This is a genomic window from Lysinibacillus sp. FSL M8-0134 (genome assembly GCF_038069745.1).
Lineage (GTDB): Bacteria > Bacillota > Bacilli > Bacillales_A > Planococcaceae > Lysinibacillus > Lysinibacillus irui.
This window is the reverse complement of sequence record NZ_JBBPAJ010000001.1, coordinates 1,203,678-1,228,219: the sequence shown is the minus strand read 5'-3', so window position 1 is coordinate 1,228,219 and position 24,542 is coordinate 1,203,678. Positions and strand designations below refer to the sequence as shown.

Here is a 24,542-nt window from a genome sequence, read left to right as displayed (position 1 = left end):
TTTTAGCACGGCAAAAAGAAATGTGCTAAAGCACCCTCCATTCGACATAATTCAACCCATGTCGTTACATCGTAAGTTTAGAAATTCGGGTTAGCCTAAAAGCTAATCTTCCCAATCATTGCTTTCTACTGCATCAAGATAAAACAAAAAACTGCCTATTTCAATCTATACTAAAGATTAAAACAGACAGTTTTTCGTTATTAGTCTTCATTCGTTTCGTCGTTCTTATCATGACAGCGCCAGCATATGCCGTGGAAAGTTAGTCGGTGATCTTTGATGATAAAGTTCCAACGTTTTTCAACTACGGCTTCCACATCTTCAAGCAAATCTTCTTGAATTTCATCAACAGCACCACATTCGATACAAACAAGATGATGGTGGAAATGGGCAGCTCCCTCTTGGCGTAAGTCATAGCGCGATACGCCATCGCCAAAGTTGATTTTGTCGACAATTTTGAGCTCAGTTAATAATTCTAACGTTCTATAAACAGTAGCTAGACCAATCTCTGGTGCTTTTTCTTTTACTAAAAGGTATACATCCTCAGCACTTAGGTGGTCCTCTTCGTGCTCAAGCAAGACAGCAACTGTCGCTTCTCGCTGCGGCGTCAGCTTGTAACTAGCACTATGCAACTGTTTTTTTATACGATCAATTCGGCTCTCCATGTGACGCCCCCCTAAACTCTTTCCATTATACCAAAGGAGTAAATCCTATTACAAGATAGTGAATAGATTTCTAACAAGCTTCTATTTTTTTATCTGATCTCAATTTATGTCCATTCAATTCATCATTTTAACACATAAGAAATAACAATAAACTCTGCAACTATTATGATGAAAAATGCGATAAAATTCAACAAAATTGTCCGACCAGATACTTGTTTCCCGATTTTTCGCTTTGACCAAGCAGGTACAAGTAAATTGCATAGGACTAGCAACAATATACAATAGATGAGCTGAAATGGAAACCACCAAATCGTATAAAGCCAAAAAGCTTCAAGTTTTTGTAATAAAAAAACCGAGCTAAAGCCAAAAAAAGTGGCACGCATAGCTACACTCACACGTACTAAAACCTTTAAAACGCTATGTGTCGCTAGTAGCAAAACAAGGCCTATGGAAATAGCAACAGGTAAAACTAAACGAAAAATGGATTGCCTGTCCTCATCTGCTAAACGAGGCTCTATAAATAAAATAAATGGTTCCGCTTTCGGTCCACCAATAATATGAAAGAAGATAACACCACAAACAAAACTTACCGCAATGATGGAAGCGTGATAAAATATAGACACCGTACGAGACATAAACATGCTCCTTTTCTATCAAGGTTTGTACAGCTTATGCTCGTCCGTCTCTATTATGCTAAAAGATTATTTTCTAAATTTGCTGCAAGCCAAAGTACCGCAAATGCTGTTTTAGCATCGTATATTCGTTGATCTACTACCATTGTTTGTGCCTCTTCCAACGAAACTTCTAATAGTTCGACAAATTCATCCTCATCTAAGTCTGCTTTATTTTCTATTTTATATAAACCCTTGGCAACAAATAGATAAATAACTTCATCCGCAAAGCCTGGAGATGTCGCAAATGCCTGTAAAAAAGTTAGACTATGTGCCCCATAGCCAGTCTCCTCCTCTAATTCTCGGCGTGCTGTTACCACTGGTTCCTCACCAGGCTCAAGTTTACCAGCAGGAATTTCAATTATAGAACGTTCAAGCGCTTTACGATATTGCTCTACCAACACTAGTTTCCCCTCAGCCGTAACAGCAATGACTGCCACAGCACCTGGATGCTTGATAATTTCTCGTTTGGCAACCTGACCATTCGGTAACGTCACATCATCAATTTGTAGTTTTACTATTCTTCCGTCATAGACCGGTGTCGTTTTAGTTGTTTTTTCCTCAAACTTTTTCATTGACGATAACCTCGCTTGTTCTTCAGATATGTTCATTGTACCATTACAAGTAGAGAAATCGAAGGAGGTTGTTCACATGAAAAAAAGACAGCTTGGCACAAGTGAATTGTTTATTTCAGAGATCAGTTTAGGAGGCATGTCTCTTTCGACAGATAAAAAGCAAGCTGCTACTATTGTCGATATGGCTTTAGATGCTGGCATTAATTATATTGATACAGCAGATTTATATGATTACGGTGCAAACGAGGAAATTATTGGGGCAACCCTAGGAAAACGTCGTAAAGATGTTATTTTAGCCACAAAAGTAGGTAATCGCTGGACTGAAGGTGTCAATAGCTGGCACTGGGATGCATCCCCGTCCTATATAAAAGAAGCCATACATGCTAGCCTACGTCGTTTAGGTACTGACTACATTGATCTTTACCAATTACATGGTGGTACAATCGAGGATGACTGGGATGGTATTATCAGTACATTTGAGGATTTGAAAAAAGAAGGTCTTATTCGGGAATATGGTATTTCCTCCATTCGCCCCAACGTGCTACGTCGTTTTTTACCCGCAAGCTCAGCAAAAAGCGTTATGATGCAATATAGTGCATTAGACCGTCGCCCTGAAGAATGGTTTGAGTTGATTGCAAAGGAAGGTGCATCTGTCGTAACACGTGGAACAGTTGCGAAAGGCTTACTAACGAATAGCTGGCAACAACGTCTACAGCATGTAAATGGTTTTAATACCTATACAGTAGATGAGTTATCTACAACGTTAACAGACTTAGCTGCTCAATATGATGATTTACATGCACTGGCAATCGCCTTTAATCTAAAAGAACCTACTATCGCTTCAACGGTCATCGGTGCAAGCTCACAACAACAATTAGCTGAAACACTTGCTGCCTATGAAAAAATTGATTCGATAACAGATTTTAAGAAAGTCAATAAGCTGACTAAAGATGAGCATTATCAAGAACACCGATGAAAAAATGGTTGATCTTTATCATCTGTCTAGTCATACTAATCACCTCTTCAAGTATGACCTACGAGCAACAAAGTATTTTACCTGAATTAGAAGACTTACTTTCCAATAAACCTTTTGAAGAACAACTATCCGTTTTAAAAATTCCGTATTGGGGAACAACCGTATCTATTGAAGAACGCGGTTATTTTCCATTTGTAGAATTTTTAATTCGTAAATTGACACATTTTATCGGGTTTGGATGTATTGCACTTGGTCTGTACTTTGCATGGGGAAAACGCCGTTTTGCAGCTATTATTGCCATTATCGGCACGGCTTTTATCGCAATGCTTGATGAATTTCGTCAAAGCTTTACTCCAGGTCGCACGATGAGTGGTCAAGATGTGCTTGTTGATACAGCCGGGGCCATTGTTTTTGTTGGTGCAGTCGTCATTATAAGGAAATTGTTTAAAAATAAAAGACAAAAGGCGTTGTTTTAGCCTTTTGTCTTTTATCTATAATTAATGTAGGAATCTCCAAAAAAAGAATGACTCTGTTTCTTTATATAATGTAGCTCCTGCTTTTTCTAAAACTCGATGGGAAGCCTTATTATCCTTTTCAGTATCAGCTATAACATACTTTACATTTGGTTGACTAAGTAACCAGTTCTTCAATGCGATGATGGTTTCTGTCATATAACCACATCCCTGAAAACTAGGAAAAGTGTAATAACCAATGATCACTTCCAGCCTCTCGTTAGGCATCCCTTTTAGCATAATGCCTCCAATAGCACAATTTTGTTCTTTTAATACAAGCAACCAATTTGTATGCCACAGATAGTTTTGCTCATCTTCTAAAACCTTGAAGAGTCTGAAATGCAATGCTTGTTTAAGCTCGTCATCTAATATTTCCTCAAACTTACTTAACGACAGCTCTTTTGCCATTTGTTCTCCACGCTCAATTAGTAATTGTAGATACTTAGCATTTAAAGGTATTAATCTTAATCTTTCTGTTTGTATTTCTAACATGGCTGTTACTCCTATCATAATTTAATCATTTAATAAACTACAATAAGGTATATGTTATTGGCAGCGTCCTCCATTTTATGATTAAGAATCTCTTGCCTTTATAATATCGTCTATTAAAGGATATTTTATATGGACATAAAAAAACAGTGAATCCATTTATGCATGAATTCACTGCTTTCCCATTTAATATTTTGAGCCTTTATCTCCGTATTCGTTTAGTAATTCTTCAAACGATTTATTTTTTTCACGTTGTTTGCGTTCAAATGCAAGTTTTGCTTGGCGTTCTTCTTCTGCCGCTTGCTCTTTAGCAGTTAAATCTTGCTTCGCAGCTTTTAATTTTGCAAGTACATCGCCACCTAGTTGGTCTGCTAATGTTACAGCTTCTTGCTTTGGTAAACTTGCTGTCATGCTATTAGCCGCATGTTGCTGTTGTTTTCGTTTCTTTCCCATTCCATTCACCTACTTATTGACATTAAGGGCGCTTGACAACAGTTGCTACGCCTTGTCCACCACCAATACATAATGTGGCTAAGCCCGTTTTTGCATCACGCTTTTCCATCTCATGTAATAGCGTCACTAAAATTCGAGCACCACTTGCACCGATTGGGTGACCAAGAGCAATCGCACCCCCGTTAACATTTAGTTTATCATGATTAAAGCTTAATTCACGATCTACAGCAATCGATTGTGCTGCAAATGCTTCATTTGCTTCAATTAAATCCACATCATCTAATGTTGCCCCTGCCTTTTTTAGCGCTTTTTGCACTGCTTTGACAGGACCTGTTCCCATAATGGCAGGATCGACTCCTGCGCTGGCATTAGCAGAAATGATGGCCATTGGTTGAATACCGAGCTCTTGTGCCTTTTCCTTTGACATCACAACAACGGCTGCGGCACCATCGTTAATGCCAGATGCATTCGCTGCTGTTACTGATCCATCTTTTTTAAATGCTGGACGTAACTTTGCAAGAGAATCTGCTGTCACACCTGCTCGAGGAAACTCATCCTTTTCGAAAAGAATAGGATCACCTTTGCGCTGAGGAATCTCTACAGCGACAATCTCATCTTCAAACTTGCCTGCAGAAATTGCGGCCTCTGCACGTTGCTGTGAGCGAGCTGCGAAATCATCCTGCTCTTCTCGTGAAATCTCGTACATATCACATAGGTTTTCTGCTGTAATTCCCATATGATAATCATTAAACGCACACCACAAGCCATCATGAATCATTGTATCGACTACCTTTTGATCTCCCATACGGAAGCCTTCTCGTGCATTTTTTAAGACATAAGGCGCTTGACTCATATTTTCAAAGCCACCTGCAACAATAATATCAGCATCTCCTGCTAAAATGGCCTGTGTTGCTAAATGAACAGCCTTTAAACCAGATCCACATACTTTATTGATGGTTAAAGCTGACACTTCATGTGGTAAACCAGCCTTTATCGCTGCCTGCCGCGCTGGGTTCTGCCCAAGTCCTGCTGATAAGACGTTCCCCATAATCACCTCATCGACCTGCTCTTTTGCTACACCTGCACGAGCTAATGCTTCTTTAATGACAATACTACCTAAAGTTGTTGCTGGTACGTCTTTCAATGTCCCTTGAAATGAGCCTATAGCTGTACGCACAGCACTCACGATTACTACCTCATTTGTCATGTCCATTCTCCCCTTTTCCCCGTTCAAAAATCAACACTGCATGCATATGCTACTAGCAGATATGTATATTTTAACAAATGTTTTGACGATTTTCGATAATAGAAATAATCGCAGTTTTGCCAAAGTTATTGTAAAATGTTGACGTGTTTTAAACAATCTTAGTTGGGAACATTACAAATAAGAAATAGCATGTGGAGGTGTTTTAGATGAAAAAGAAGATGCTTTTATTTTCTGGTATTACGACAACGCTAGCCGCGGCTGCAACAGGTTTGTTCGGCTTCGCGCTTTCCAATAAATTAATGTATATACAGCAAAAAGACCCTGAATTTGTTCGCGAACGTGAAACGACAGCTAAGCGCTTTGACGAAGCTTGGTATAATAATAATTTGAAGTGTGAACTCAATATTGATTCTCCAAATGGTTACACCATTCGCGGCATTATGTTTCAACCTTTGGAAACCAATAACACCATTATCATTTGTCATGGTGTTACGGAAAATAAAATAAATTCCGTAAAATACGCGCGATTATTTGAAAGACTTGGCTATAATTCAGTTATTTTTGACCACCGTCGCCACGGTGAATCTGGAGGCAAAACTACGAGTTACGGCTATTATGAGAAAAACGATCTGGATGCGGTAGTGAAAACAGTCAAGGCGATGATTGGTGAGGATGCTATTCTTGGTATTCATGGTGAATCCATGGGTGCTGCAACTATGCTACTGTATGCTGGGACAGTAGAAGATGGTGCTGATTTTTACATTTCCGATTGTGCGTTCTCTGACTTTTCGATGCTTCTCAAGCAAATCGCCAAAACAGAATTTAAATACGGTTCCATTATACCCATCCGTTTTGCCGATTTCTTCGTTCGCCTAAGAGATGGCTACTCTTTTAAAAGTGTCACACCTGCTGAAGCAGTTACCCATATTGAAAAGCCAATACTTTTTATCCATAGTATTCCAGATACATTTATTCCAGCCTCTATGTCACTTGATTTATACAATAAAAAAGTAGGTCCAAAAAAATTAAAACTCTTTGATACAGGTGCACATGCACAGTCCTTTAATGAAAATATGGATGAATATGAAGATTTAATTCATGATTTTTTAGAAAGTTTTATTTACCAAAAAATAAATCGAGATTCTTCCTCCTCCAACGTCATACCTTTCCATTTTTAGCAATATAAAAACCTTGCTGATTAAAAATCACGCAAGGTTTTTAAGTTATTTTATTCCGCAAAAACGATATGCCATTCATCACGTTTTGCTAAAAATTCTTTCGCTAAGGCTTGTGCCCCTTCCAAGCTATGGCTCGCCGCCCATCCACATTGCACCTCATTGCATGCAGGCACTGCTGTTGCTTTCGTCACATCTGTAAAGGTTTTTTCCAAAATAGATAATAAATCTTCATAATCAGTGTGATTAATAAGTGATACATAGAAGCCTGTTTGGCAACCCATTGGACTGAAATCAACAATATGATCAGAGTAATTGCGGATAATATCAGCTGATAAATGCTCTAAAGAATGTAAGGCTGGCATTTCCATGTGCTCTTTATTGGGCTGTTTAAAGCGTATATCGTATTTGTACACTTCATCGCCATTTTTCCCAGTTTTAACACCTGCTAAACGAACATACGGTGCTTTTACTTTCGTATGATCCAGATCAAAACTTTCTACATTTGTCTTTTCACGTTCCATTTCTAACAGCTCCTTTTCTATCAATACTACCTATTATAGCTAGTTTCCCAAAAATAAGTGTAAATATTTTAAATTGCATGAAATTTTATATTTTTAAAGAGAATATCAATCTGATAAAATGTTTCTCCCATTTCAAGGGGTTTTCGATATCCGCTTTTTTGTCCTTCATGAAATAATAGAAGTGTTGAATATTTGAGATAAAAAATGTATAGCTGCTCCATTATTAAACATTTCTTAAACAAAAAGAAGGGATTATCTCAATTTACTTTTGAGATAATCCCTTCTTTTTGAACCCACGAAAAAAGCAACCAGTTACTGAAACTAGCTGCTCCTTAAAAATTCCGATTACTTTTGGAATTTATTCATTTGTGCCATCATTTGACGTACTTGCTTTTCAGACGGCGTACGACCCATTTGTGCCATCATCATTCGAATCATTTGCTCATTAATAGGTGGGTTTTCTTTTAAATATTTCATCATAGCTTGACGAGCGAAATAGAAACCAAGTGCCGCGCCCGCTGCTAATGCGATAATTACGATAATAATCCAGCCCCATGTAGGCATACAACCAACCTCCTCCACTACAATATACCGAGAAAAACTCTCCACGCTCCATTATACACCAAATGATAGCATGTTACTATATATTGTAGTGAATTTTCCTAGTGCATTGTATACTTCATCGGCTTTAACCACCCACACTCATTATCCTGTTTATTAAAAGCAATAAACCGTTCACTCATTTTAGCAAGCATTTGAAATAGATCTAAATCTAGCATTCGCGAACCTTCGCAATAAACGCAAATTTTACGATCGACTAAATAAATAGCCATTTTGCCTTTTATAGGATGTTCTAAAAACAAAGCATTGCGAGCTCTTTCTAAATGGGCATATTTAGAATCAAGTTGATGCTCCAACATTGCTGCAATTTCTTCAAAACGAACGGATTCGCATATATAGGCAAGCTCTTTTAAGGATTTCTCATTGGCATCTTCACAGCCTTGCATCATTTCCAACAACTTACGCTCTCTGCCAAAAATAAACGTTAAATGCTCTTCTTTTATTTTATATATAGAATAGGTTCTCAACAGAAATCCTCCTTCGCTCGTTTCTTTTCCATAAGTATAGCTCATCCACTCTTGTTAATTTGTCAAACGAAGGAAGGATCTATCTTCTATTTTTGTCGAAAAAATTCTAGTTTCGGTTCTAAAAATGACTTTATGGCAAAAGCTAAAATTCGCATTAGAAATCGATGAATAGTTATCAAAAATAGTAAAAGTAAGTCGTAAAACACTCCGAAATCCCCTCTATTACTGCTGCTTAGAAGAAGCTCCGCCTCAAGACCTAGTACAAAATCAATTTCGAGTCCGTTTTAGACAATCATGCAAATAGGTAACATAAAGGTACAAACGAAAGGAGCTAAAACAAATGAGAAAATTTCTTTTATTAACTGGAGGCGTAATCGCAGCATGTGTTGCACTTGCCTTAATCGGACCACTTGCAGGCTTACTATTCTCCGGATTATTTGTAGCACTGGGCATGCATTTCTACATCGCTAGCAAATCCACATTCGGGAAAATTTTCTGGTTTACGGTTGGTCTAATCGGAGTCCTATCTGCAGTTTCTAACATTCCAGCCATGATCGGTCTTGCAGCAATCGCTATTATCTACGTCATCTATAAAAAATGGAATGGCGAAGATGTAAAAATCCCTACAATTGAAGGGAAAAAAGAAGAAGATCCATTTACAAACTTTGAAAAAGAATGGTCAAATCTAACAAAATAAAAGGAGCGAATTTACATGAATTTATTTCAACGTTTTAGATATACAGTAGAGGCGGACATACATCACCTATTTGATAAAAAGGAACAAAAAAATCCAATTGCGATGTTAAACCAGTACATTCGCGAGGCAGAAAAACAAACAGAACAAACAGGTAAATTATTAGAACGTCAAGGGCAATTAAAGGAAAAATTGGAGCAAGAATTTAAAGAGAACGCTGAATTACTCGCAAAACGTGAATCTCAATTAGCGTTAGCAACAACTAGCGGAGAGCAAGATTTAATTGATTTCGCAACAGATGAAGTAACAGCTTACACAGCGCGAAACCATACATTACAAGCAAGTATTGAGGCGAGTACACGAGAATACTTCGAGCTTGAGCGCAAATTCGAAACAATGAAACATAAAATTAAAGACATGAAAGTACGTCAATTACAGTTGATGGGGAAAGAAAACGTAACACGTGCTCATCATCAAATGGACGGTATGATTGCCAAAAACAATAAAACAAATTTTGAAGATTTAGAAGCCTATATTGATAAATTAGCTTACCAAATCGACAAAGATCATGAGGTTACAACTTTTGAGGCAAGATTGGCAGAATTAGAAAAAAAAGCAGCCGAAGAAAGCTCACCACTGCTAATTGAAAATAAATAACATGATATAATGAAAGCAATGCGCCAACTTTATAAGGCGCATTCTTTCACGTTTTAAATTAGAGGGACCCATTCCCTCTCTTATACTATTAGTAGAAGGAAGGGTGACCCTCTTGCAAAATTTTACAACTAATAAGCTCACATTTTGGGTACTATGCTTCTTTTTACTCGTTTTTGTCGAGCTCACTATTTTTAATAATGGTGGCGCCTTCTGTTTATTGATTGGGGCAGTACTTCTCTATTTAAGTTTTTCCAAAAAAGTACGTTTTTTCAAATGGACAGGAATTTTCTTTATTGCGGTTGCTCTGTTTACTATGTGGAGCTTACGTTTATTCATTGTAATCATGCTCTTATATATGCTCTATCAATACTTACAACGAGAAAACGAGCCAAAAGTGGTTGGTGCAGAGCTATTTGAAAAACTCCCTGCGACTAAAAATGACTTAATCGGTACAATGCCTGCTCCTACGGAAGCGTATAAATGGCAAGATGTCCAAATTCAACGCCTTGCAGGAGATATAACTATTGATACAACACAAACCATTTTACCTGCTGGTACTAGTCTTATTACGATTCGGCAAGGTATCGGCAAAGTTCAGATCTATATTCCATATGAAATCCCTTTCCGTTTACACTATACAACATTATTTGGTGAGCTTACATGCTTACATGTAGGGCCACAACGTATATTAAATGAAAGTGTTAGCTTCTCCGATGGCAACCCTGAGGATGCAAAACGTATTTTGATTATTCATGTCGCAACATGGCTTGGAGATTTGGAGGTGCTACGCAAATGATTGCCTTTATCTCAAGATTATTTACTTTATTTTTCATTTTAATGAGTGCTACATTTGGGCTGCTTGTGGCTGTTTGGGGAAACCCAGACGAAAAAACATGGGAGCCTTTATGGCAACAGAATTACGATAATTTTCCTCTAGGTGGAATCATTGTTGTTAGCCTTTTTGCACTCAGCTTCCTGTTTGCTAGCTGGATTAGTATGACTGCTCGTGCACGAGAAGCTCAAGCAACACGTATCGTGAAGCAATTAATCGAGCCAGATTTTATTTTTCCTAAAAAGCAAGCTTTACCAAAGCCATTAAAAAAAGCACTTATTCAAACAAGTGAATTAATTGATACACAGCGTAAAAGCTTACAGCGTTTATCTAATGAACGGGCGGAAGCTAATGACAAAATTATTCAGGAGCGCATAATTGCTGAACGCCAACGACTTGCTCGAGAACTGCATGATTCCGTGTCACAGCAACTGTTTGCTGCCTCCATGTTGCTCTCCGCATTAACTGAAAATGACGAAAATGCTACGAGTTTAAAACAAGTGGAGAAAATTGTTCAACAAGCTCAGCTTGAAATGCGTGCATTATTGCTGCATTTACGACCTGTAGCGCTACACAATAAAACATTGGCACAAGGCTTAGAGGAATTGATTATTGAGCTTCAGCAAAAAGTTTATTTTCATATTGAATATGAGTTAGAGGAAATGGCCTTAACCAAGGCAGAGGAAGACCATTTATTCCGTATTGCTCAGGAAGCGCTCTCCAATACACTTCGTCATGCTAAGGCAAGTGAAGTGGAGTTACTTTTAGTTGCACGAGACGACTTAGCTATTTTACGAATTCAAGATAATGGGTTAGGCTTTGATGTAGAGGCAGATAAATCCACTTCCTATGGCTTACAAAATATAGCAGAACGGGCAGTTGAAATTGGTTGCACTTATAAAATTGTGTCAGTGCCTGGAGAAGGAACGATAGTGGAGGTTAAAATTCCACTGCATAAGGAGGAGATCAATGACGATGATACAAGTGCTCATAGCGGATGATCATGAAATGGTACGTATTGGTGTCTCAGCGTATTTATCAGCACAACCGGATATTACAGTTGTTGGAGAGGCTGAAAATGGCAAAGAGGCTGTAGAACGTGCCCTTGAACTTAGACCTGATATAATTTTAATGGATAATGTCATGCCGATCATGACAGGAGCAGAGGCAACAGCAGAAATTTTAGCGGCATGGCCTGAGGCAAAAATTATGATGGTCACTAGTTTTTTAGATGATGATAAAGTCTATCCTGCCTTAGAGGCTGGGGCAGTGAGTTATATTCTAAAAACATCAAATGCAAAACAAATTGCCGATGCTATCCGTAAAACAATAGGTGGCGAAACGGTATTAGAGCCAGAGGTAACATCCAAAATGATGCACCGTATGCGTCACGGTAATAATACGCCCCTTTACGAGCAACTTACTGACCGTGAAATGGAAGTATTATTGCTGATGGCACAGGGCAAAGCCAATCAGGAAATCGCCGACGAGCTATATATCGCCTTAAAAACGGTAAAGACGCATGTAAGCAATATTTTGGCTAAGCTAGAAGTGCAAGATCGCACACAAGCTGTTGTCTACGCCTTTCAAAATGGGCTCGCTAAATAGCCTCCTACATAAAAAGACTGCATGTTAGCATGCAGTTTTTTATACTTTTAGAGGTACTTTGGTAGATCACTTACATGATGACGTGCACCAATTACATCATATACTACTCACTCTTCTTTTTACCCCACTCACAAATTGAACCTTTTTTTATAGATACGTTAATATTTGTAAAAAGGGGGCCTTTCTTTTATGGATCATCGTTTTACCTATCATAACTTTGTCACAAACAATGTGTTTTCCTTACTTGATCCTATCTTTCTCGTGATTTTTCTGTTCTCTATTTTGCTACTCATTATGGTTTGCATCAAAAAAACACCCATTTGGTTATGTGCTATTTTTGCCAGCTTAACCGTCATCGTTTCTGGTCAGCTTCTTTGGTTTTCTGCCATTATCGTAGATGAATTAGGAATTGGTGGTAGTACAAAGGATTTTATCCTTTTCATGGGTATTCTAGTCACTCAATTCTTGGCTTTATACATTACGGTACTAAAAAGCTATAAAAAAGAAAAGAACCGCAACACTCATTAGAGAAAGAAGCTCACTGAGTGTTGCGGTATTCATTGTTTCTTTTATAATGCTTTTACTTTTGCTACGACATTTTCTACCGTGAAGCCGTATTTTTCCATTACTACTTCACCTGGTGCTGATGCGCCAAATTTATCGATAGCAAGCACATCACCTTCAAAGCCAGTATACTTATGCCAGCCGAATGATGCACCCATTTCAATCGCAAGACGTTTTGTCACAGCTTTTGGTAGAACAGATTCTTTGTAAGCTGCATCTTGTTTTTCAAAGCGATCCATAGATGGCATTGAAACAACAGCTACATCCATTCCTTCAGCTTTTAATGCTTTTTGTGCTTCAACAGCAAGTGAAACCTCTGAGCCTGTTGCGATTAAAATCGCATCTGCAACTTCTTTTGTAGCAGGAGACACTGTATAAGCACCTTTTGTCACACCTTCACGTACTGTTTCAATAGAAGCGTCAAGTACTGGTAAGTTTTGACGAGATAATACTAAAACTGTTGGTGTTTTTTCAGAAGCTACTGCAAGTTCCCAAGCGACTGCTGATTCGTTTGCATCTGCAGGACGAATAACAGATAGATTTGGCATTGCACGTAATGATGCAAGGTGTTCGATTGGTTCATGAGTTGGACCATCTTCCCCTACTGCAATTGAGTCATGTGTAAATACATATGTTACAGGAAGACCCATTAATGCAGATAGGCGCACTGCTGGACGAACGTAATCTGAGAACACGAAGAACGTACCACCAAATACATTTAAACCACCGTGAAGTGCCATACCGTTCATAGCAGCACCCATTGCAAATTCACGAACACCGAACCAGATGTTGCGACCTGCATAATCGTCTGCTGAGAAGTCACCAGCGCCCTTCATTGTTGTTTTATTAGAGCCGGCAAGGTCAGCTGAACCCCCAAAGAAAGATGGTGTTTTCTTTGCGATGGCATTGATCGCATCACCAGATGAAGAACGCGTTGCTACTGATTTACCTGCCTCATATACTGGTAATTCAGAAGCAAAATCCTCTGGTAATTCACCATTCATTGCTTTTTCAAATTGAGCTGCTAACTCTGGGAATTCTTCTTTATATGCTGCAAATTTAGCATTCCAAGCTTCCTCTGGTTGTGCTCCTTGCACTTCAGCAGCAGCAGTAAATGTATCATATACTTCTGCAGGAATCTTGAACGGTTCGTGAGCCCACTCATAGGCAGCTTTCGTTAAAACAACTTCATCTGTACCTAGTGGTGCACCGTGAGAATCTGCTTTACCAGATTTATTTGGAGAACCAAAACCAATAACCGTTTTTACTTCAATTAATGTTGGTTTGCCAGTTGATTTTTTCGCTTCTTCAATGGCAGCATTAATCGCATCAACATCTGTACCATCTGCTACTTTTAAGTAATTCCAACCATAAGATTCAAAACGTTTTTGCACGTTTTCTGAGAATGACTTTTCTAAGTCACCATCCAAAGAAATATCATTAGAATCGTAAAGCACGATTAATTTTTCAAGTTTTAAGTGGCCTGCTAATGAAATAGCTTCAGCAGCTACACCTTCCATTAAGTCACCATCACCACATAGTGCAAATGTGTAGTGGTCAACGATGTCATGACCTGGTTTATTGTAAGTAGCCGCTAAATGACGCTCAGCCATTGCCATACCAACAGTCATAGCAATCCCTTGACCAAGAGGACCAGTTGTTGCCTCTACACCTACTGTATGACCGTATTCAGGATGTCCTGGTGTTAATGAATCCCATTGGCGGAAATTTTGAATTTCTTCCATTGGTAAACCATAGCCTCCAAGATGAAGTAAGCTGTATAGAAGCATTGAACCATGACCAGCTGACAGTACAAAACGATCACGGTTATACCATTTTGGATTGGCTGGATTATGGCGTAATTGTTTTGTCCATAGCGTATAAGCCATTGGCGCTGCCCCCATCGGTAAACCTGGGTGACCAGAATTTGCTTTTTCAATAGCGTCGATTGACAAAGTTCGGATAGCATTAATTGCTAATAGATCCGCATGTTGAGTCATTATATTGTGACATCCTTTCTCGTCCTATATATTGTTCTTTTACAGTTTAGTCAACATTGCTGTAGAAAACAATGCTTTTGTTATACTATTTGGTTTTTCATACATACTTTATTGAATTGTGTCACATTAATTTAGAAATTTATTTTTTTTCGCTTGTCTAACCTTCTCTGGTGTGACATCATTACCTTCTACATCCACCACTTTTACATTTTCAATCGTATCGCGCATTGTTGCTCGGAACGTATCTAAGTACTCCTTACGAAGCGCTGTTCGCTCCTTTGCCTCTTCCTCTGTTAATTGTCCACTTTTTGCTTTGGCAGAAAGTTCATTAATTCGATTAATTTTTTCTTTTGATAACATTGTTACACACCTTTCAATACCTATCTTAAAGACTTCAGTATGCAAAGTATAGCATGGTTTCCCTTAAAATGCAGTTATACCAACCCTTAATAACACCTCTTTGCTATTATTCACATGACTTCCAGATGTTAGAGGTGTATAACTATAGTAAAAGGGAAAAATTGATAGATATTGGGGGAATGAACGTGAATATTACAACTCAACGATTACTTATCAGAAATTTTGAAGCAAAAGATTTTCCTGCTATTTATAGCTATTTGTCAGATAAAACGGTGATGCATTACATGCCTGAAGGCGTTTTCGATGAAGAACAGGTACGAAAATTTATAATAGAAAACAGTGATGTACAAGCCAAACATTTTGCCATTGTTTTAAGAGAGCAACAATTGGTGATCGGTCATATTGTTTTTCACCGATACTTTGGTGAACATACCTATGAAATCGGATGGGTTTTAAATCCTCTTTATCAGAACCGTGGGTTTGCTTCTGAAGCGGCGCGTGCTGTTTTAGATTATGGCTTCACCGAAATGAAGCTTCATAGAATAATTGCAACATGTCAGCCCGAAAATATCGCTTCATATAGGGTCATGGAAAAGATAGGTATGCGACGTGAAGGTTTTTTTAAAAAATGTATACCGCATGGTGAAGATTGGTGGGATGAATTTTATTACGCCATTTTGCAGGAAGAGTGGACGAACAAAGGAGAGTGTGAATGAAGAAAACGGCTGTATTATTATACCCTCAATTTAGTGAATATGAATTAAGCGTGGCCTTGTCTATATTAATGCAAGGTGGCAAACCTATCATCACCCTAGGTTTAAACAATGAACCAATACGCGGGGAATCGGGTTTATGCTGTGTAGTGGATTCTCTAATAAGCGAGGCGAACTTAGCTGATATTGATAGTCTTGTATTGCCAGGATGCGTGGACATATCTTGCCTACAACAAGAACAGGAAATATTCGATTTTATACGTGCAATCCACGATAAAGAAGGCATTATCGCAAGTATCTCTAGCTCCCCCTATTTATTAGCAAAGGCTGGAATTTTAGCAAACAAACAATACACGGTTGGTTTGCCTTTAGATGGAATAAGACAGTTAGGGATTTTTGATCTACGACATTATTCTGACGAACTCTTTGTGCAAGACGGCCATATCATTACAGCACGTGGTAGAGCCTTTATTCAATTCGGTATTAATTTAGGGAAAGCGCTAAATCTAAATTTTAATGCCAACTGGTATGAAAAATAAAACACTCCACATGTCTAATTCCTTGGACATCTCTTGTAGATTTTCGCTATAATAATGTCTAATACTTCGGACAAAAATGGAGGAGTAAATCTGAAGAATATTATCAAAGTTTTGAGAAAAAGATTAGGAATAACACAAGCTGCTCTTGCTAAGGAATGCGGGGTTGTCAGACAAACAATCAATTGTATTGAAAATGATAAGTACGATCCGACGCTTGAGTTAGCTTTTAAAATTGCTAAAGTCCTCAATAGTCGTATTGATGAGGTGTTTATCTATGAATAGATTTCATCCTAATTATATGATTACTATGAAAGATTTCGTAAAAGAGGACTCCGTATTATTACGAAAACAAACACAAGAAGTGACAATCCCTGTGACAAAAGAAGACCAACATACATTATTATCAATGCTGCAATATTTAAAAAATAGCCAAGATCCAAATCTAGCAAAAAAATATAAGCTTCGACCTGGAAGTGGACTATCAGCTAACCAAATTGGCGTAGATAAACGAATGTTTGCTATATTTTTTGATGACTATGAAATGATGTTGATCAACCCTAAAATAATCAGTCATTCTGTAAATATGATTTATTTACCAGAGGGAGAAGGGTGTTTATCTGTTAATCGACCAGTCCATGGTTTTGTGCCAAGATATGAACGTGTTAAGGTTAAAGGTTATAACATTAATGGACAAGAAATCATCGTGCAGTTACAGGGCTATGGTGCAATTGTTGTCCAACATGAAATCGACCATCTAAACGGCATTATGTTTTATGATCGAATTAATAAAGAACACCCTTTTAAACTACCTACTAACGTAAGCATAGAAAGCTTATCTTCCTATTAATAGCGAAGTACAGAAGATAAAAAAAGATTAGCAGGCTATATCATTTTCCTGCTAATCTTTCTTGATGTTCTTGAAATCTGCGATGGACAGTCGCTTTACTAACTTCAAAACCTAACCCTCTAAGCGTTATAGAAATTTCTTCAAAGGTAAATCCACGTTTACGCAGCTTGACAATTTCATCTACAGGTAGTTCCTTACGCTCCTGACCATGCGGGTTACCTCGATTCGATAAATTATTTTCAGGACGGTAGCCATTCTCTACAGCACGGCGCATACCTCTACGTATTTTAGCATTATGTATTCTACGCTGGTATTCCTCTACTATCGCTAAAATCTCAAGCAGCATCGTGTCCATTTCGTTTAGTTGCACCGGTCCTGCATCACGCATAGAGAAAACATCTGTTGCTGATTTTTGTAACAAATGCAACACAGCCATCCTTGCATTTCCACGTCCTAAACGTGTTTCATCTTGTACAAAAAGGGCGTTAATCCCCTTTTCTTTAATGAAATCAAGCATTTCAAGTAAGCCCTCACGTTCTACATCGTAGCCGCTGTGCTTATCCTTAAAAACGCCCTTCACCTCATAACCTTGCTCTTTTGCATAGCGCAGTAACTCTTCTTGTTGTCGCTCTAAAGACGAGCTTTGTGTTTCCTTTTCAGTACTTACACGGCAATAGACAACAGCCGACAGTTGATTATTGATCATTGTTCGTTTCTCGCAATTTCAATGGTATTGATGGGATCGGCCTGATTACTCACTACAGGAATGACTAGAGATTTTCCTGCCACAATTTTAATATCCGCTAGCTCATTTTCTGTTTTCACAAGCTTAATCCAATCTTCAGTACTCATTTTACCACGGTATTGCTCTGCTAACGACCATAAGCTATCCCCGTGTTCGATTTGAATTTCAGCGTAACTAACGTGTCCTGGATCAGTAATGTAAAGATATCCTGCAAATAGTAGACAAACTCCCATCAAGATTGAAATATGTGTGTTTTTCTTTAACCATGTCATGTTCATAACCCCTTTTGTAGAATGTTTGTTCGGAATGTATGTTCTCATAATAAAGCGAACAAACGTTTTTGTCAAACACTTTTCGAACCTATGTTTGCATACGTGTTCGCATTCTGTTATACTATCAAATAAGAAGAATGATATTAGAAAAAAGAGGTGAGCACTCATGAAAAAAGTTTCAAAAAGACAAGAGGATATTTTAGCTTTTATTAAAGAAGAGGTACGAGCTAAGGGCTATCCACCATCAGTACGAGAAATCGGGGAAGCAGTTGGACTTGCTTCAAGTTCCACTGTTCATGGTCATCTAGCTCGATTAGAACAAAAAGGCTTTATTCGTCGAGATCCAACAAAGCCACGTGCGATTGAAATTCTAGAGCCTGAAGAATCCATTCAAAAGCAACAAGTAATTCATGTTCCACTTGTTGGTAAGGTTACAGCCGGTTCTCCTATTACAGCTATTGAAAACATTGAAGAGTATTTCCCGCTACCAGATACGTATGGCACAAGTGAAGATCAATTGTTCATGCTTGAAATTATGGGGGAATCAATGATTGAAGCAGGAATTTTAGATGGGGACTTAGTCATTGTGAAGCAAAAGGCAACAGCCAATAACGGTGATATTGTTGTAGCTATGACAGCTGAGGATGAAGCCACTGTAAAACGTTTTTTCAAAGAAAAAAACCATTTCCGTTTACAGCCTGAAAATTCATCCATGGAGCCAATTATTGTCGATCAAGTTTCTATTTTAGGACAAGTTGTTGGTCTCTACCGTCGTGTGCATTAATTACGAAAATAGGTATCGAGGATTATATGTTCCTTATGAGCATGTATCCTCTTTTTTACGCAAAAAAAGAATCCACATACTAGCATTGGATTCTTTACTCTATGCCCTTCTAAGCTTCTTTTTTGAACTTTAAGCTAGCCTCTACAAATGCTGAAAATAATTTTTTAGCGTTCTCTTCTCCTGCTTTGGCCATTTCCTCAGGATGCCACTGAACTGCCAAGCAAAATGGTAAATCTTCATGAACTACTGCTTCGATAATACCATCGCTTGATTTCGCTGCTACTTTTAATTTCTCTGCTAGAACATTCACAGCCTGATGATGAAACGAATTTACAGCAACTTTCTCTTGTTCTAAAATAGTTGCTAATAAATTATCTGCAATAATCTGTACATAATGAGTAGCTACAGCTCGACCTGATTGCTGTGCATGTTTAAGCAACTTCGTACTAAAATGGTCACTATCAATGTCCTGATATAAAGTACCACCTAATGCGACATTTAAAATTTGGATTCCACGACAAATACCGAAAATAGGCATTTTTCGTATAAAAGCAGCTTCAATTAAAGCTAGTTCAACTGTATCCCTCGCTGGATGAATTTTCCCTAGCTTTGGTGATGGCTCTGCTCCGAATAGAAATGGATGCACATCATAGCCACCCGATAACAATAAACCATCTGTAAGAGCTAAAATTTGAGCCGCATCCTCCTCAACACCTAAAGGAATAATAAGCGGAATTCCTCCCGCCTCAATAATACTTTGACTGTAAGCAGCATTTAAATGAGCGGATAAATCATCCTCCACAAAGGCTGTAATGCCAATAACCGGTTTCACTTGCTTCCCTCCATATACTTGAAGATTGACAATTACCAAAAACCTAAATACCAATTGATTAATGAATCACCATAAAAATAAACAATGATCGCTGCTAAGGCGATAGACGGACCAAAGGGGAAGGGTGTTTTTCTTCCTTGCTTACGCTTGAACAAAATGATAACCCCCACAATCATACCGATAACTGCCGCCAGAAATAGTGTTAACAGTGTATTGATTGTGCCAAGAACGAGTCCAATTAAAAAGAATAATTTAATATCTCCTCCACCCATGCCACCATTCGATATAACCGCAATAACATATAGTATGCCAAAACCAACGACAGCACCCACAAGACAATCCCACCATGGTGTTAATGGCGATAGTACCCGACCTACAACGAGGAATGGTAAAAAGAATATAAGCACCCTATCTGGGATGAGCATATAGGCTAAATCCGAAACAATAATAATAACGAACAAGGAGATAAATAAAAGCGCTACAATAAATTCTATGCCCCAACCTAGCCGCCAATAAGCAAAGGCAAACAAAACACCTGTCCATATTTCTATTGCTGGGTATATCCAACAAATTGTATAGCCACAGGTTCGACATTTCCCCCCTAAAAACACATAAGACAATACTGGTACTAAATCAATCATCTTTAATTGTCTATTACATTTGGTACAATGTGAGGGAGGATGGACAATCGATTCCTTCTGTGGGACGCGTAAACCTACCACATTATAAAAAGAGCCAAAGACAAGCCCAAATAAAAATATAAAGATTGTATAAGCCATTTCCATTTTTTTGACCTCCTAAACCAATAGGAGCCCATACAAATCGTATGGTTCACCTATCCATGTAAGTATTGTTCAATAAAAAGTCCTTCTAACATTGTTAGGTTATTAAAGAATCTATTAAAATACTTGTCGTTATGGAAAATTTGGATAAAAACAATAGAGAATGAATGATGTAAGATTAGGGAAATGTTGAACTTTAAAAAGCGGGGAATATAGTAAGGTTTCGATATCATTTTAACATAATGTAAAAAGAGATTCCAAAATACATTGGAATCTCTTTTCTTCTTTATTTCCTCAACAACCTACCCGACAACAGCATGCCAATCCCACCAATTGTAATAAACAGAATTGCTCTAATTAATAAATCAAGTGCGGATAAGTCAAAGAATATAAGCTTAATAAACGCCATGACCAAAATGACAAAGCCTGTTGTACGGAGTGTTTTAAGATGATGTTTTGAACCAAGCCATAATGAAACACTGGCCGTCAAGAATAATGTGATCGTTGTAAGGGCAATGCTTAGCTTCCAATCTAGTACGTTATTATTCGTAAACTGTTGAATCAGCCCCCAAATAGAAATCATTGTGAGTACAATACCAGAACTTACAATAGCATCGACATATTTCCCTAGACGATCTTCATACAATCGGTAAATAAGCCCTTTTACAAAGATATCTACGATGATGGCTACAATGACTGCAATATAAACAAATCTAGTGATAATATTTAAACTATCCATCATTGAAGTCTTGGTGCTAATCAGCAAAGAGAATAGGAGGAAAAATGCGCCGAGAACTGGTGTTAACGCTCGCCCTTTGTATGATTCGGCAACTAGTAAAGAGCCTGCAAATAGTGCAGCTAATGCAATACTCATCATATAAGGAATACCGTTTGTGTCCACAAAATAAGCACTGTCTAGTTTGCCAATATAAGCTAAGAAATAGCCTGCTGTGACCACTGCTAAAATATCGATGATGTATAAATCCTTCATAACCTTTTCAAATGGTGTAATTGTTTCTTTTGGACGTCTTGCATATAAATATATGACGATTAGGTAGATAATCGGCATGAATAAACTTAGATGATCTATGCTGAAAAATGGTTTTGGCTCATGAAAGACGTAGTTTAATGTAAATGTCAACACAAGGAAAAATGAAGTAACTACCTTCATGATACTTGCCCGTATACGTAAACTCATCATAACACCAGCAAATATAATGAGCGGATAAAGTAAATCATCTATGTTATTTGGTAAATTCATTAGAAGTACGGTATTACATAGTGTAATAAATGCCAGCGTGACAGCACTATCCAATACTTCCTGCCAATTTTTACGATAGCTATAAAACGCTATTGCGCCAAATAAAATCATCAAGGTAATGAGTAGTATTTCTCCATTTTCAAGCGAACGGATAATAAGATTCATCAATATTAAAGTAAAAGAGCCTAAAGAAAATTGGAGCCCTATATGTAGTGGCTTCCATTTTGATTGCACACGATACAGTAGACACCAAATTGCGTAAAAGATTGCCAGAATCACCAGTAAACCAAGTGCAAAAACAACTTGCTGATCACTATTCATAAACGCTACAATGCTCACTGCTAGAACAGAGAAGAAAGTAGCTATATAAAGTGCAAGCTTTTGCTTGTGCTGATAAATGACCAATTGTAGTGCAGCAAACAATACGATCACAAATAGTAAAATAATGACGGCACTAAAATCCATATACTCTAGTAAATAAGGTAATAATAACGACGTAAAAGCAACAAAAATAGTGAGTGCTTCATTTTTCTTCAAATAACTAATGCCAATTCCATAGCCAATATACAGAATCGTAATGCCTAATGCAGGTGTTAGAGCGATGATTTCATACAAAATGGCACTTGCTGCTGTTGTTAAAATACCAACAATAAATGCCCCACCATATAGTGAAATTGTCATTGCAGCAGAGCCTACTTTTCTACGTTCCAATACGTAGGCAATGACCACCAATCCCACCGATAATGCATAGGCGAGGATGATTTTCACGCCATTCGATAAATAACCATAATCACTGACAAGTTTTAGTCCCCAAAGGACCCCCATCACTAAAATAACCATGAATACTTTTGGAAGTGCCCACATAACACGTTCCTCCATCGATGGCTGTGGTTGCACTTCTTTTTCCGTTACTTTGGACGGGATAGGCTTCGACTCCAGTGTGGGTTTTGGTTTTATTGGTTCTGATTGCTTGATTATCGATTGTCTGGCATCAAGAGTATTTATTTTTTCAGTGTTTTGAGTACGCTTTAGTGAAGACAACTCCTGACGTAAATCTGCCATTTCCTCCTCGAGCTTAGCAATTCTACGCTCCAATTCAATGGACATTCAATCATCCTCCCTACTTTATCAATTTTCTAACATTATAACATATTTATCCTTATTGTAAAATTACACTTTTAGTTTAATTTATCTCGGTCTCCTATACATTAGAGCACGCTCACTATCACTTGTGCCACGTGTCGTAGGATCTACAATGACACCCATTAACACAAGGATGGATAAAACTGTATTTAAAATCGATGAAATTTGCTCACTCATCGCAGCTGTTAAATCATAGCCAAAAATAGCCGCTACTTGTTGTGCGAGTAGGAGTAACAATGAAAATAGCCCTAGTAGAAATGGAATATGTTGAAGACGAACCTTCCAGTTAATTCTCATAAAAGCTCACCTCCCCCCCTCTTGCCACAGTATATGCATAGTAGTTATGTGACACATATGCAAAAATGGAACTCTTGCTAAGTTACTAGAGTTTTTTATTAATATTTTGTGGTCCAAACTATTTATGGAAGGAAAGCTAGGAAGGTTTTATCACGTATGTCATACACATATATTTAGTTAGGTTGCATCTTATAACTGGATGCCTCCCAGTTTACTGAAAACGAGGGTGATTGATTTGGTGTATGAGTGGAACGTTTTGCGGGTAATTGCTTGCTTAAGTATTGTATTATTACATGCTACAACCAATATTGAAACGATTAATGGCTATATTGATCAACCATACTATCAATTTTTTAGATTATTGTTATGTTTCGCTACACCAACCTTTATTTTATTGTCTATTTTGATCTTAGCTAATCGCTACCCAAATCAGCTACCTCCCCTTTTTTTATGGCGTCGTTTTCAGTTTATTGTTATGCCGTTTGTAGCTGCAGGTATTTTATATGCAGCCAACGCCGCTTTTCATTATGATGAAAACTTTTGGATTGCATTATATCGACATATTGTTTTAGGAGACTTTTCAGGATGGTTTGTCATGACGATCTTTCAGCTTTATATTCTCTTTTTTTTCATAAAAAAATGGCAGCTATCCAGTATCTGGTTTACTTCTATTTTTTTCTTACTAGGAATTTTTTATATGACTATTGCAAATTTGAATTTCGACTATTTCATCCAGAATGATCATTTTATGCGTTTGCTCTTTGTTGGTTGGCTTCCTTATTTTGCAATGGCCTATATCATTGGTAGTCATTATGAAAAAATAGCACGTTATCTTGTCAAATATAAATTCGTCACAGTCCTTTCCGTTATACTTGCAATGGCCATTTTATATGCAAACTATTATTTAGGTGCTCAGCAGATTACATCCAGAAGAATCGATATTATGTTATTCGTTTTGACTATAACATTTTGTATATTAGCGTTTGCACAAAGTATGCCCAAGCTCTCTTATCTCCATATTTTAAGTCGCTATTCCTTTGGTATCTTTCTAATACACTGGCTGATCCAAGAATATCTTGCTCCTTATTGCGCATTACTACCTACTACCGCTCTTCAAGTAATTTCACTTTTCCTGTCCAGTTTACTTGTCTGTATGCTGCTTATCAAAATCATTTCGTACGTACCTTTAAGTGCCTATCTGATAGGTAAAGCTCATCAAAAGCCCTCTCAACATTGAGAAGGCTTTTTTGATGGAAAATAAATTTTTTAATTAATTTTGC

32 protein-coding genes are annotated in these 24,542 nt (G+C 37.7%); 15 read left to right on the top strand and 17 right to left on the bottom strand.

Annotated features, from left to right (window positions below):
• Positions 1–200: 200 nt before the first annotated feature.
• The 3 genes from fur to MKY49_RS05955 form a co-directional block, all read right to left on the bottom strand.
• Positions 201–662 carry a ferric iron uptake transcriptional regulator gene (gene fur, locus MKY49_RS05965; RefSeq protein WP_274796176.1) on the bottom strand — a complete coding sequence of 154 codons (462 nt, stop codon included), beginning with the start codon at positions 660–662 and terminating at the stop codon, positions 201–203.
• Positions 663–784: 122 nt separating this feature from the next.
• Positions 785–1,297 (bottom strand): hypothetical protein, encoded by a 513-nt coding sequence (locus tag MKY49_RS05960; protein WP_341385790.1) that lies wholly within the window; start codon positions 1,295–1,297, stop codon positions 785–787.
• 53 nt (positions 1,298–1,350) lie between these two features.
• Positions 1,351–1,908 carry an NUDIX domain-containing protein gene (locus MKY49_RS05955; protein WP_274796174.1) on the bottom strand — a complete coding sequence of 186 codons (558 nt, stop codon included), beginning with the start codon at positions 1,906–1,908 and terminating at the stop codon, positions 1,351–1,353.
• A gap of 76 nt (positions 1,909–1,984) precedes the next feature.
• Here MKY49_RS05955 and MKY49_RS05950 point away from each other — a divergent pair, with 76 nt between their 5' ends.
• Together MKY49_RS05950 and MKY49_RS05945 are read left to right on the top strand one after the other, a co-directional pair.
• Positions 1,985–2,884: an aldo/keto reductase gene (locus MKY49_RS05950; protein WP_274796173.1), complete on the top strand. Its 900-nt coding sequence runs from the start codon at positions 1,985–1,987 to the stop codon at positions 2,882–2,884.
• The gene (locus MKY49_RS05945) at positions 2,881–3,360 is read left to right on the top strand and encodes a VanZ family protein (RefSeq protein ID WP_274796172.1); all 480 of its coding nucleotides are present in this window, start codon (positions 2,881–2,883) and stop codon (positions 3,358–3,360) included. The genes MKY49_RS05950 and MKY49_RS05945 overlap by 4 nt, the downstream gene beginning before the upstream one ends.
• A 21-nt stretch (positions 3,361–3,381) precedes the next feature.
• On the opposite strand, the gene MKY49_RS05940 is transcribed toward MKY49_RS05945, so the two are convergent.
• The 3 genes from MKY49_RS05940 to MKY49_RS05930 all read right to left on the bottom strand — a co-directional run bounded on the left by MKY49_RS05940 (position 3,382) and on the right by MKY49_RS05930 (position 5,545).
• The gene (locus MKY49_RS05940; RefSeq protein WP_274796171.1) at positions 3,382–3,888 is read right to left on the bottom strand and encodes a GNAT family N-acetyltransferase; all 507 of its coding nucleotides are present in this window, start codon (positions 3,886–3,888) and stop codon (positions 3,382–3,384) included.
• A gap of 183 nt (positions 3,889–4,071) precedes the next feature.
• The gene (locus MKY49_RS05935; RefSeq protein ID WP_274796170.1) at positions 4,072–4,338 is read right to left on the bottom strand and encodes a YqkE family protein; all 267 of its coding nucleotides are present in this window, start codon (positions 4,336–4,338) and stop codon (positions 4,072–4,074) included.
• A 22-nt stretch (positions 4,339–4,360) separates the two neighbouring features.
• On the bottom strand, positions 4,361–5,545 hold the full coding sequence (locus MKY49_RS05930; RefSeq protein WP_396631732.1) for an acetyl-CoA C-acetyltransferase: 1,185 nt from the start codon (positions 5,543–5,545) through the stop codon (positions 4,361–4,363).
• A 206-nt stretch (positions 5,546–5,751) separates the two neighbouring features.
• Here MKY49_RS05930 and MKY49_RS05925 point away from each other — a divergent pair, with 206 nt between their 5' ends.
• A complete protein-coding gene (locus MKY49_RS05925) occupies positions 5,752–6,723 on the top strand; it encodes an alpha/beta hydrolase (RefSeq protein ID WP_274796168.1) in 972 nt (323 codons plus the stop codon).
• 50 nt (positions 6,724–6,773) lie between these two features.
• Here the strand turns inward: MKY49_RS05925 and MKY49_RS05920 are convergent, their stop codons facing one another.
• The 3 genes from MKY49_RS05920 to sirA form a co-directional block, all read right to left on the bottom strand.
• Positions 6,774–7,244, bottom strand: coding sequence for an S-ribosylhomocysteine lyase (locus MKY49_RS05920; protein ID WP_312505386.1), 471 nt, complete (start codon positions 7,242–7,244; stop codon positions 6,774–6,776).
• A gap of 345 nt (positions 7,245–7,589) precedes the next feature.
• Complete coding sequence (locus tag MKY49_RS05915) at positions 7,590–7,808, bottom strand: YneF family protein (protein WP_004232154.1); 219 nt, start codon at positions 7,806–7,808, stop codon at positions 7,590–7,592.
• Between the two features lie 98 nt (positions 7,809–7,906).
• On the bottom strand, positions 7,907–8,332 hold the full coding sequence (gene sirA / locus MKY49_RS05910; RefSeq protein WP_004232148.1) for a sporulation inhibitor of replication protein SirA: 426 nt from the start codon (positions 8,330–8,332) through the stop codon (positions 7,907–7,909).
• Between the two features lie 340 nt (positions 8,333–8,672).
• Between sirA and MKY49_RS05905 the strand changes: the two genes are divergently transcribed.
• The 6 genes from MKY49_RS05905 to MKY49_RS05880 all read left to right on the top strand — a co-directional run bounded on the left by MKY49_RS05905 (position 8,673) and on the right by MKY49_RS05880 (position 12,651).
• A complete protein-coding gene (locus tag MKY49_RS05905; RefSeq protein WP_274796166.1) occupies positions 8,673–9,029 on the top strand; it encodes a lmo0954 family membrane protein in 357 nt (118 codons plus the stop codon).
• Between the two features lie 15 nt (positions 9,030–9,044).
• Complete coding sequence (locus MKY49_RS05900) at positions 9,045–9,683, top strand: PspA/IM30 family protein (protein WP_274796164.1); 639 nt, start codon at positions 9,045–9,047, stop codon at positions 9,681–9,683.
• A gap of 112 nt (positions 9,684–9,795) precedes the next feature.
• Entirely contained in the window at positions 9,796–10,479 is a 684-nt protein-coding gene (gene liaF, locus MKY49_RS05895; RefSeq protein WP_312505381.1) for a cell wall-active antibiotics response protein LiaF, read from the top strand.
• Entirely contained in the window at positions 10,476–11,516 is a 1,041-nt protein-coding gene (locus MKY49_RS05890; protein ID WP_341385788.1) for a sensor histidine kinase, read from the top strand. Before liaF ends, MKY49_RS05890 begins: the two co-directional genes overlap by 4 nt.
• Positions 11,491–12,123: a response regulator transcription factor gene (locus tag MKY49_RS05885; RefSeq protein WP_274797285.1), complete on the top strand. Its 633-nt coding sequence runs from the start codon at positions 11,491–11,493 to the stop codon at positions 12,121–12,123. The genes MKY49_RS05890 and MKY49_RS05885 overlap by 26 nt, the downstream gene beginning before the upstream one ends.
• A gap of 189 nt (positions 12,124–12,312) precedes the next feature.
• Positions 12,313–12,651 carry a hypothetical protein gene (locus MKY49_RS05880; RefSeq protein ID WP_341385787.1) on the top strand — a complete coding sequence of 113 codons (339 nt, stop codon included), beginning with the start codon at positions 12,313–12,315 and terminating at the stop codon, positions 12,649–12,651.
• A 41-nt stretch (positions 12,652–12,692) separates the two neighbouring features.
• Here the strand turns inward: MKY49_RS05880 and tkt are convergent, their stop codons facing one another.
• Both tkt and MKY49_RS05870 read right to left on the bottom strand, forming a co-directional pair.
• Positions 12,693–14,687: a transketolase gene (gene tkt, locus MKY49_RS05875; protein WP_274796160.1), complete on the bottom strand. Its 1,995-nt coding sequence runs from the start codon at positions 14,685–14,687 to the stop codon at positions 12,693–12,695.
• Positions 14,688–14,813: 126 nt separating this feature from the next.
• Positions 14,814–15,047, bottom strand: coding sequence for a DUF896 domain-containing protein (locus MKY49_RS05870; RefSeq protein WP_274796159.1), 234 nt, complete (start codon positions 15,045–15,047; stop codon positions 14,814–14,816).
• A gap of 185 nt (positions 15,048–15,232) precedes the next feature.
• Between MKY49_RS05870 and MKY49_RS05865 the strand changes: the two genes are divergently transcribed.
• The 4 genes from MKY49_RS05865 to def all read left to right on the top strand — a co-directional run bounded on the left by MKY49_RS05865 (position 15,233) and on the right by def (position 17,146).
• Positions 15,233–15,763, top strand: a complete 531-nt coding sequence (locus MKY49_RS05865) for a GNAT family N-acetyltransferase (RefSeq protein ID WP_341385786.1) — start codon at positions 15,233–15,235, stop codon at positions 15,761–15,763.
• Positions 15,760–16,299 (top strand): DJ-1/PfpI family protein, encoded by a 540-nt coding sequence (locus tag MKY49_RS05860; protein WP_341385785.1) that lies wholly within the window; start codon positions 15,760–15,762, stop codon positions 16,297–16,299. Before MKY49_RS05865 ends, MKY49_RS05860 begins: the two co-directional genes overlap by 4 nt.
• Before the next feature lie 90 nt (positions 16,300–16,389).
• Positions 16,390–16,581 (top strand): helix-turn-helix transcriptional regulator, encoded by a 192-nt coding sequence (locus tag MKY49_RS05855; RefSeq protein ID WP_274797284.1) that lies wholly within the window; start codon positions 16,390–16,392, stop codon positions 16,579–16,581.
• A complete protein-coding gene (def, locus tag MKY49_RS05850; protein WP_341385784.1) occupies positions 16,574–17,146 on the top strand; it encodes a peptide deformylase in 573 nt (190 codons plus the stop codon). Before MKY49_RS05855 ends, def begins: the two co-directional genes overlap by 8 nt.
• 40 nt (positions 17,147–17,186) lie before the next feature.
• On the opposite strand, the gene MKY49_RS05845 is transcribed toward def, so the two are convergent.
• Positions 17,187–17,852 (bottom strand): YneB family resolvase-like protein, encoded by a 666-nt coding sequence (locus tag MKY49_RS05845; RefSeq protein WP_312505370.1) that lies wholly within the window; start codon positions 17,850–17,852, stop codon positions 17,187–17,189.
• Positions 17,849–18,163, bottom strand: coding sequence for a cell division suppressor protein YneA (yneA, locus tag MKY49_RS05840; RefSeq protein WP_312505368.1), 315 nt, complete (start codon positions 18,161–18,163; stop codon positions 17,849–17,851). Before yneA ends, MKY49_RS05845 begins: the two co-directional genes overlap by 4 nt.
• Before the next feature lie 166 nt (positions 18,164–18,329).
• Here yneA and lexA point away from each other — a divergent pair, with 166 nt between their 5' ends.
• On the top strand, positions 18,330–18,947 hold the full coding sequence (gene lexA, locus MKY49_RS05835) for a transcriptional repressor LexA (RefSeq protein ID WP_004232118.1): 618 nt from the start codon (positions 18,330–18,332) through the stop codon (positions 18,945–18,947).
• 109 nt (positions 18,948–19,056) lie between these two features.
• Here the strand turns inward: lexA and MKY49_RS05830 are convergent, their stop codons facing one another.
• The 4 genes from MKY49_RS05830 to MKY49_RS05815 form a co-directional block, all read right to left on the bottom strand.
• Entirely contained in the window at positions 19,057–19,779 is a 723-nt protein-coding gene (locus MKY49_RS05830; RefSeq protein WP_341385783.1) for a gamma-glutamyl-gamma-aminobutyrate hydrolase family protein, read from the bottom strand.
• 32 nt (positions 19,780–19,811) lie between these two features.
• Positions 19,812–20,564 carry a prepilin peptidase gene (locus MKY49_RS05825; protein WP_341385782.1) on the bottom strand — a complete coding sequence of 251 codons (753 nt, stop codon included), beginning with the start codon at positions 20,562–20,564 and terminating at the stop codon, positions 19,812–19,814.
• Between the two features lie 283 nt (positions 20,565–20,847).
• Entirely contained in the window at positions 20,848–22,929 is a 2,082-nt protein-coding gene (locus MKY49_RS05820; protein ID WP_341385781.1) for a DUF2339 domain-containing protein, read from the bottom strand.
• 81 nt (positions 22,930–23,010) lie between these two features.
• Complete coding sequence (locus tag MKY49_RS05815; protein ID WP_274796150.1) at positions 23,011–23,262, bottom strand: phage holin; 252 nt, start codon at positions 23,260–23,262, stop codon at positions 23,011–23,013.
• A 238-nt stretch (positions 23,263–23,500) separates the two neighbouring features.
• On the opposite strand from MKY49_RS05815, the gene MKY49_RS05810 reads away from it, so the two are divergent.
• Positions 23,501–24,499 (top strand): acyltransferase family protein, encoded by a 999-nt coding sequence (locus MKY49_RS05810; protein WP_322610350.1) that lies wholly within the window; start codon positions 23,501–23,503, stop codon positions 24,497–24,499.
• Positions 24,500–24,542 lie beyond the last annotated feature (43 nt).

Excerpts from the sequence above, each read along its gene's own strand:
- MKY49_RS05870 (WP_274796159.1), bottom strand. The coding sequence starts at position 15,047 with ATGTTATCAAAAGAAAAAATTAATCGAATTAATGAACTTTCTGCCAAA.
- MKY49_RS05890 (WP_341385788.1), top strand. The coding sequence starts at position 10,476 with ATGATTGCCTTTATCTCAAGATTATTTACTTTATTTTTCATTTTAATG.
- MKY49_RS05885 (WP_274797285.1), top strand. The coding sequence starts at position 11,491 with ATGATACAAGTGCTCATAGCGGATGATCATGAAATGGTACGTATTGGT.
- MKY49_RS05815 (WP_274796150.1), bottom strand. The coding sequence starts at position 23,262 with ATGAGAATTAACTGGAAGGTTCGTCTTCAACATATTCCATTTCTACTA.
- MKY49_RS05960 (WP_341385790.1), bottom strand. The coding sequence starts at position 1,297 with ATGTCTCGTACGGTGTCTATATTTTATCACGCTTCCATCATTGCGGTA.
- tkt (WP_274796160.1), bottom strand. The coding sequence starts at position 14,687 with ATGACTCAACATGCGGATCTATTAGCAATTAATGCTATCCGAACTTTG.
- MKY49_RS05955 (WP_274796174.1), bottom strand. The coding sequence starts at position 1,908 with ATGAAAAAGTTTGAGGAAAAAACAACTAAAACGACACCGGTCTATGAC.
- MKY49_RS05940 (WP_274796171.1), bottom strand. The coding sequence starts at position 3,888 with ATGTTAGAAATACAAACAGAAAGATTAAGATTAATACCTTTAAATGCT.
- MKY49_RS05825 (WP_341385782.1), bottom strand. The coding sequence starts at position 20,564 with ATGGAAATGGCTTATACAATCTTTATATTTTTATTTGGGCTTGTCTTT.
- MKY49_RS05935 (WP_274796170.1), bottom strand. The coding sequence starts at position 4,338 with ATGGGAAAGAAACGAAAACAACAGCAACATGCGGCTAATAGCATGACA.
- def (WP_341385784.1), top strand. The coding sequence starts at position 16,574 with ATGAATAGATTTCATCCTAATTATATGATTACTATGAAAGATTTCGTA.
- MKY49_RS05920 (WP_312505386.1), bottom strand. The coding sequence starts at position 7,244 with ATGGAACGTGAAAAGACAAATGTAGAAAGTTTTGATCTGGATCATACG.
- MKY49_RS05905 (WP_274796166.1), top strand. The coding sequence starts at position 8,673 with ATGAGAAAATTTCTTTTATTAACTGGAGGCGTAATCGCAGCATGTGTT.
- MKY49_RS05930 (WP_396631732.1), bottom strand. The coding sequence starts at position 5,545 with ATGACAAATGAGGTAGTAATCGTGAGTGCTGTGCGTACAGCTATAGGC.
- yneA (WP_312505368.1), bottom strand. The coding sequence starts at position 18,163 with ATGACATGGTTAAAGAAAAACACACATATTTCAATCTTGATGGGAGTT.
- fur (WP_274796176.1), bottom strand. The coding sequence starts at position 662 with ATGGAGAGCCGAATTGATCGTATAAAAAAACAGTTGCATAGTGCTAGT.
- MKY49_RS05845 (WP_312505370.1), bottom strand. The coding sequence starts at position 17,852 with ATGATCAATAATCAACTGTCGGCTGTTGTCTATTGCCGTGTAAGTACT.
- MKY49_RS05925 (WP_274796168.1), top strand. The coding sequence starts at position 5,752 with ATGAAAAAGAAGATGCTTTTATTTTCTGGTATTACGACAACGCTAGCC.
- MKY49_RS05945 (WP_274796172.1), top strand. The coding sequence starts at position 2,881 with ATGAAAAAATGGTTGATCTTTATCATCTGTCTAGTCATACTAATCACC.
- MKY49_RS05915 (WP_004232154.1), bottom strand. The coding sequence starts at position 7,808 with ATGCCTACATGGGGCTGGATTATTATCGTAATTATCGCATTAGCAGCG.
- MKY49_RS05820 (WP_341385781.1), bottom strand. The coding sequence starts at position 22,929 with ATGTCCATTGAATTGGAGCGTAGAATTGCTAAGCTCGAGGAGGAAATG.
- lexA (WP_004232118.1), top strand. The coding sequence starts at position 18,330 with ATGAAAAAAGTTTCAAAAAGACAAGAGGATATTTTAGCTTTTATTAAA.
- MKY49_RS05880 (WP_341385787.1), top strand. The coding sequence starts at position 12,313 with ATGGATCATCGTTTTACCTATCATAACTTTGTCACAAACAATGTGTTT.
- MKY49_RS05900 (WP_274796164.1), top strand. The coding sequence starts at position 9,045 with ATGAATTTATTTCAACGTTTTAGATATACAGTAGAGGCGGACATACAT.
- MKY49_RS05950 (WP_274796173.1), top strand. The coding sequence starts at position 1,985 with ATGAAAAAAAGACAGCTTGGCACAAGTGAATTGTTTATTTCAGAGATC.
- MKY49_RS05860 (WP_341385785.1), top strand. The coding sequence starts at position 15,760 with ATGAAGAAAACGGCTGTATTATTATACCCTCAATTTAGTGAATATGAA.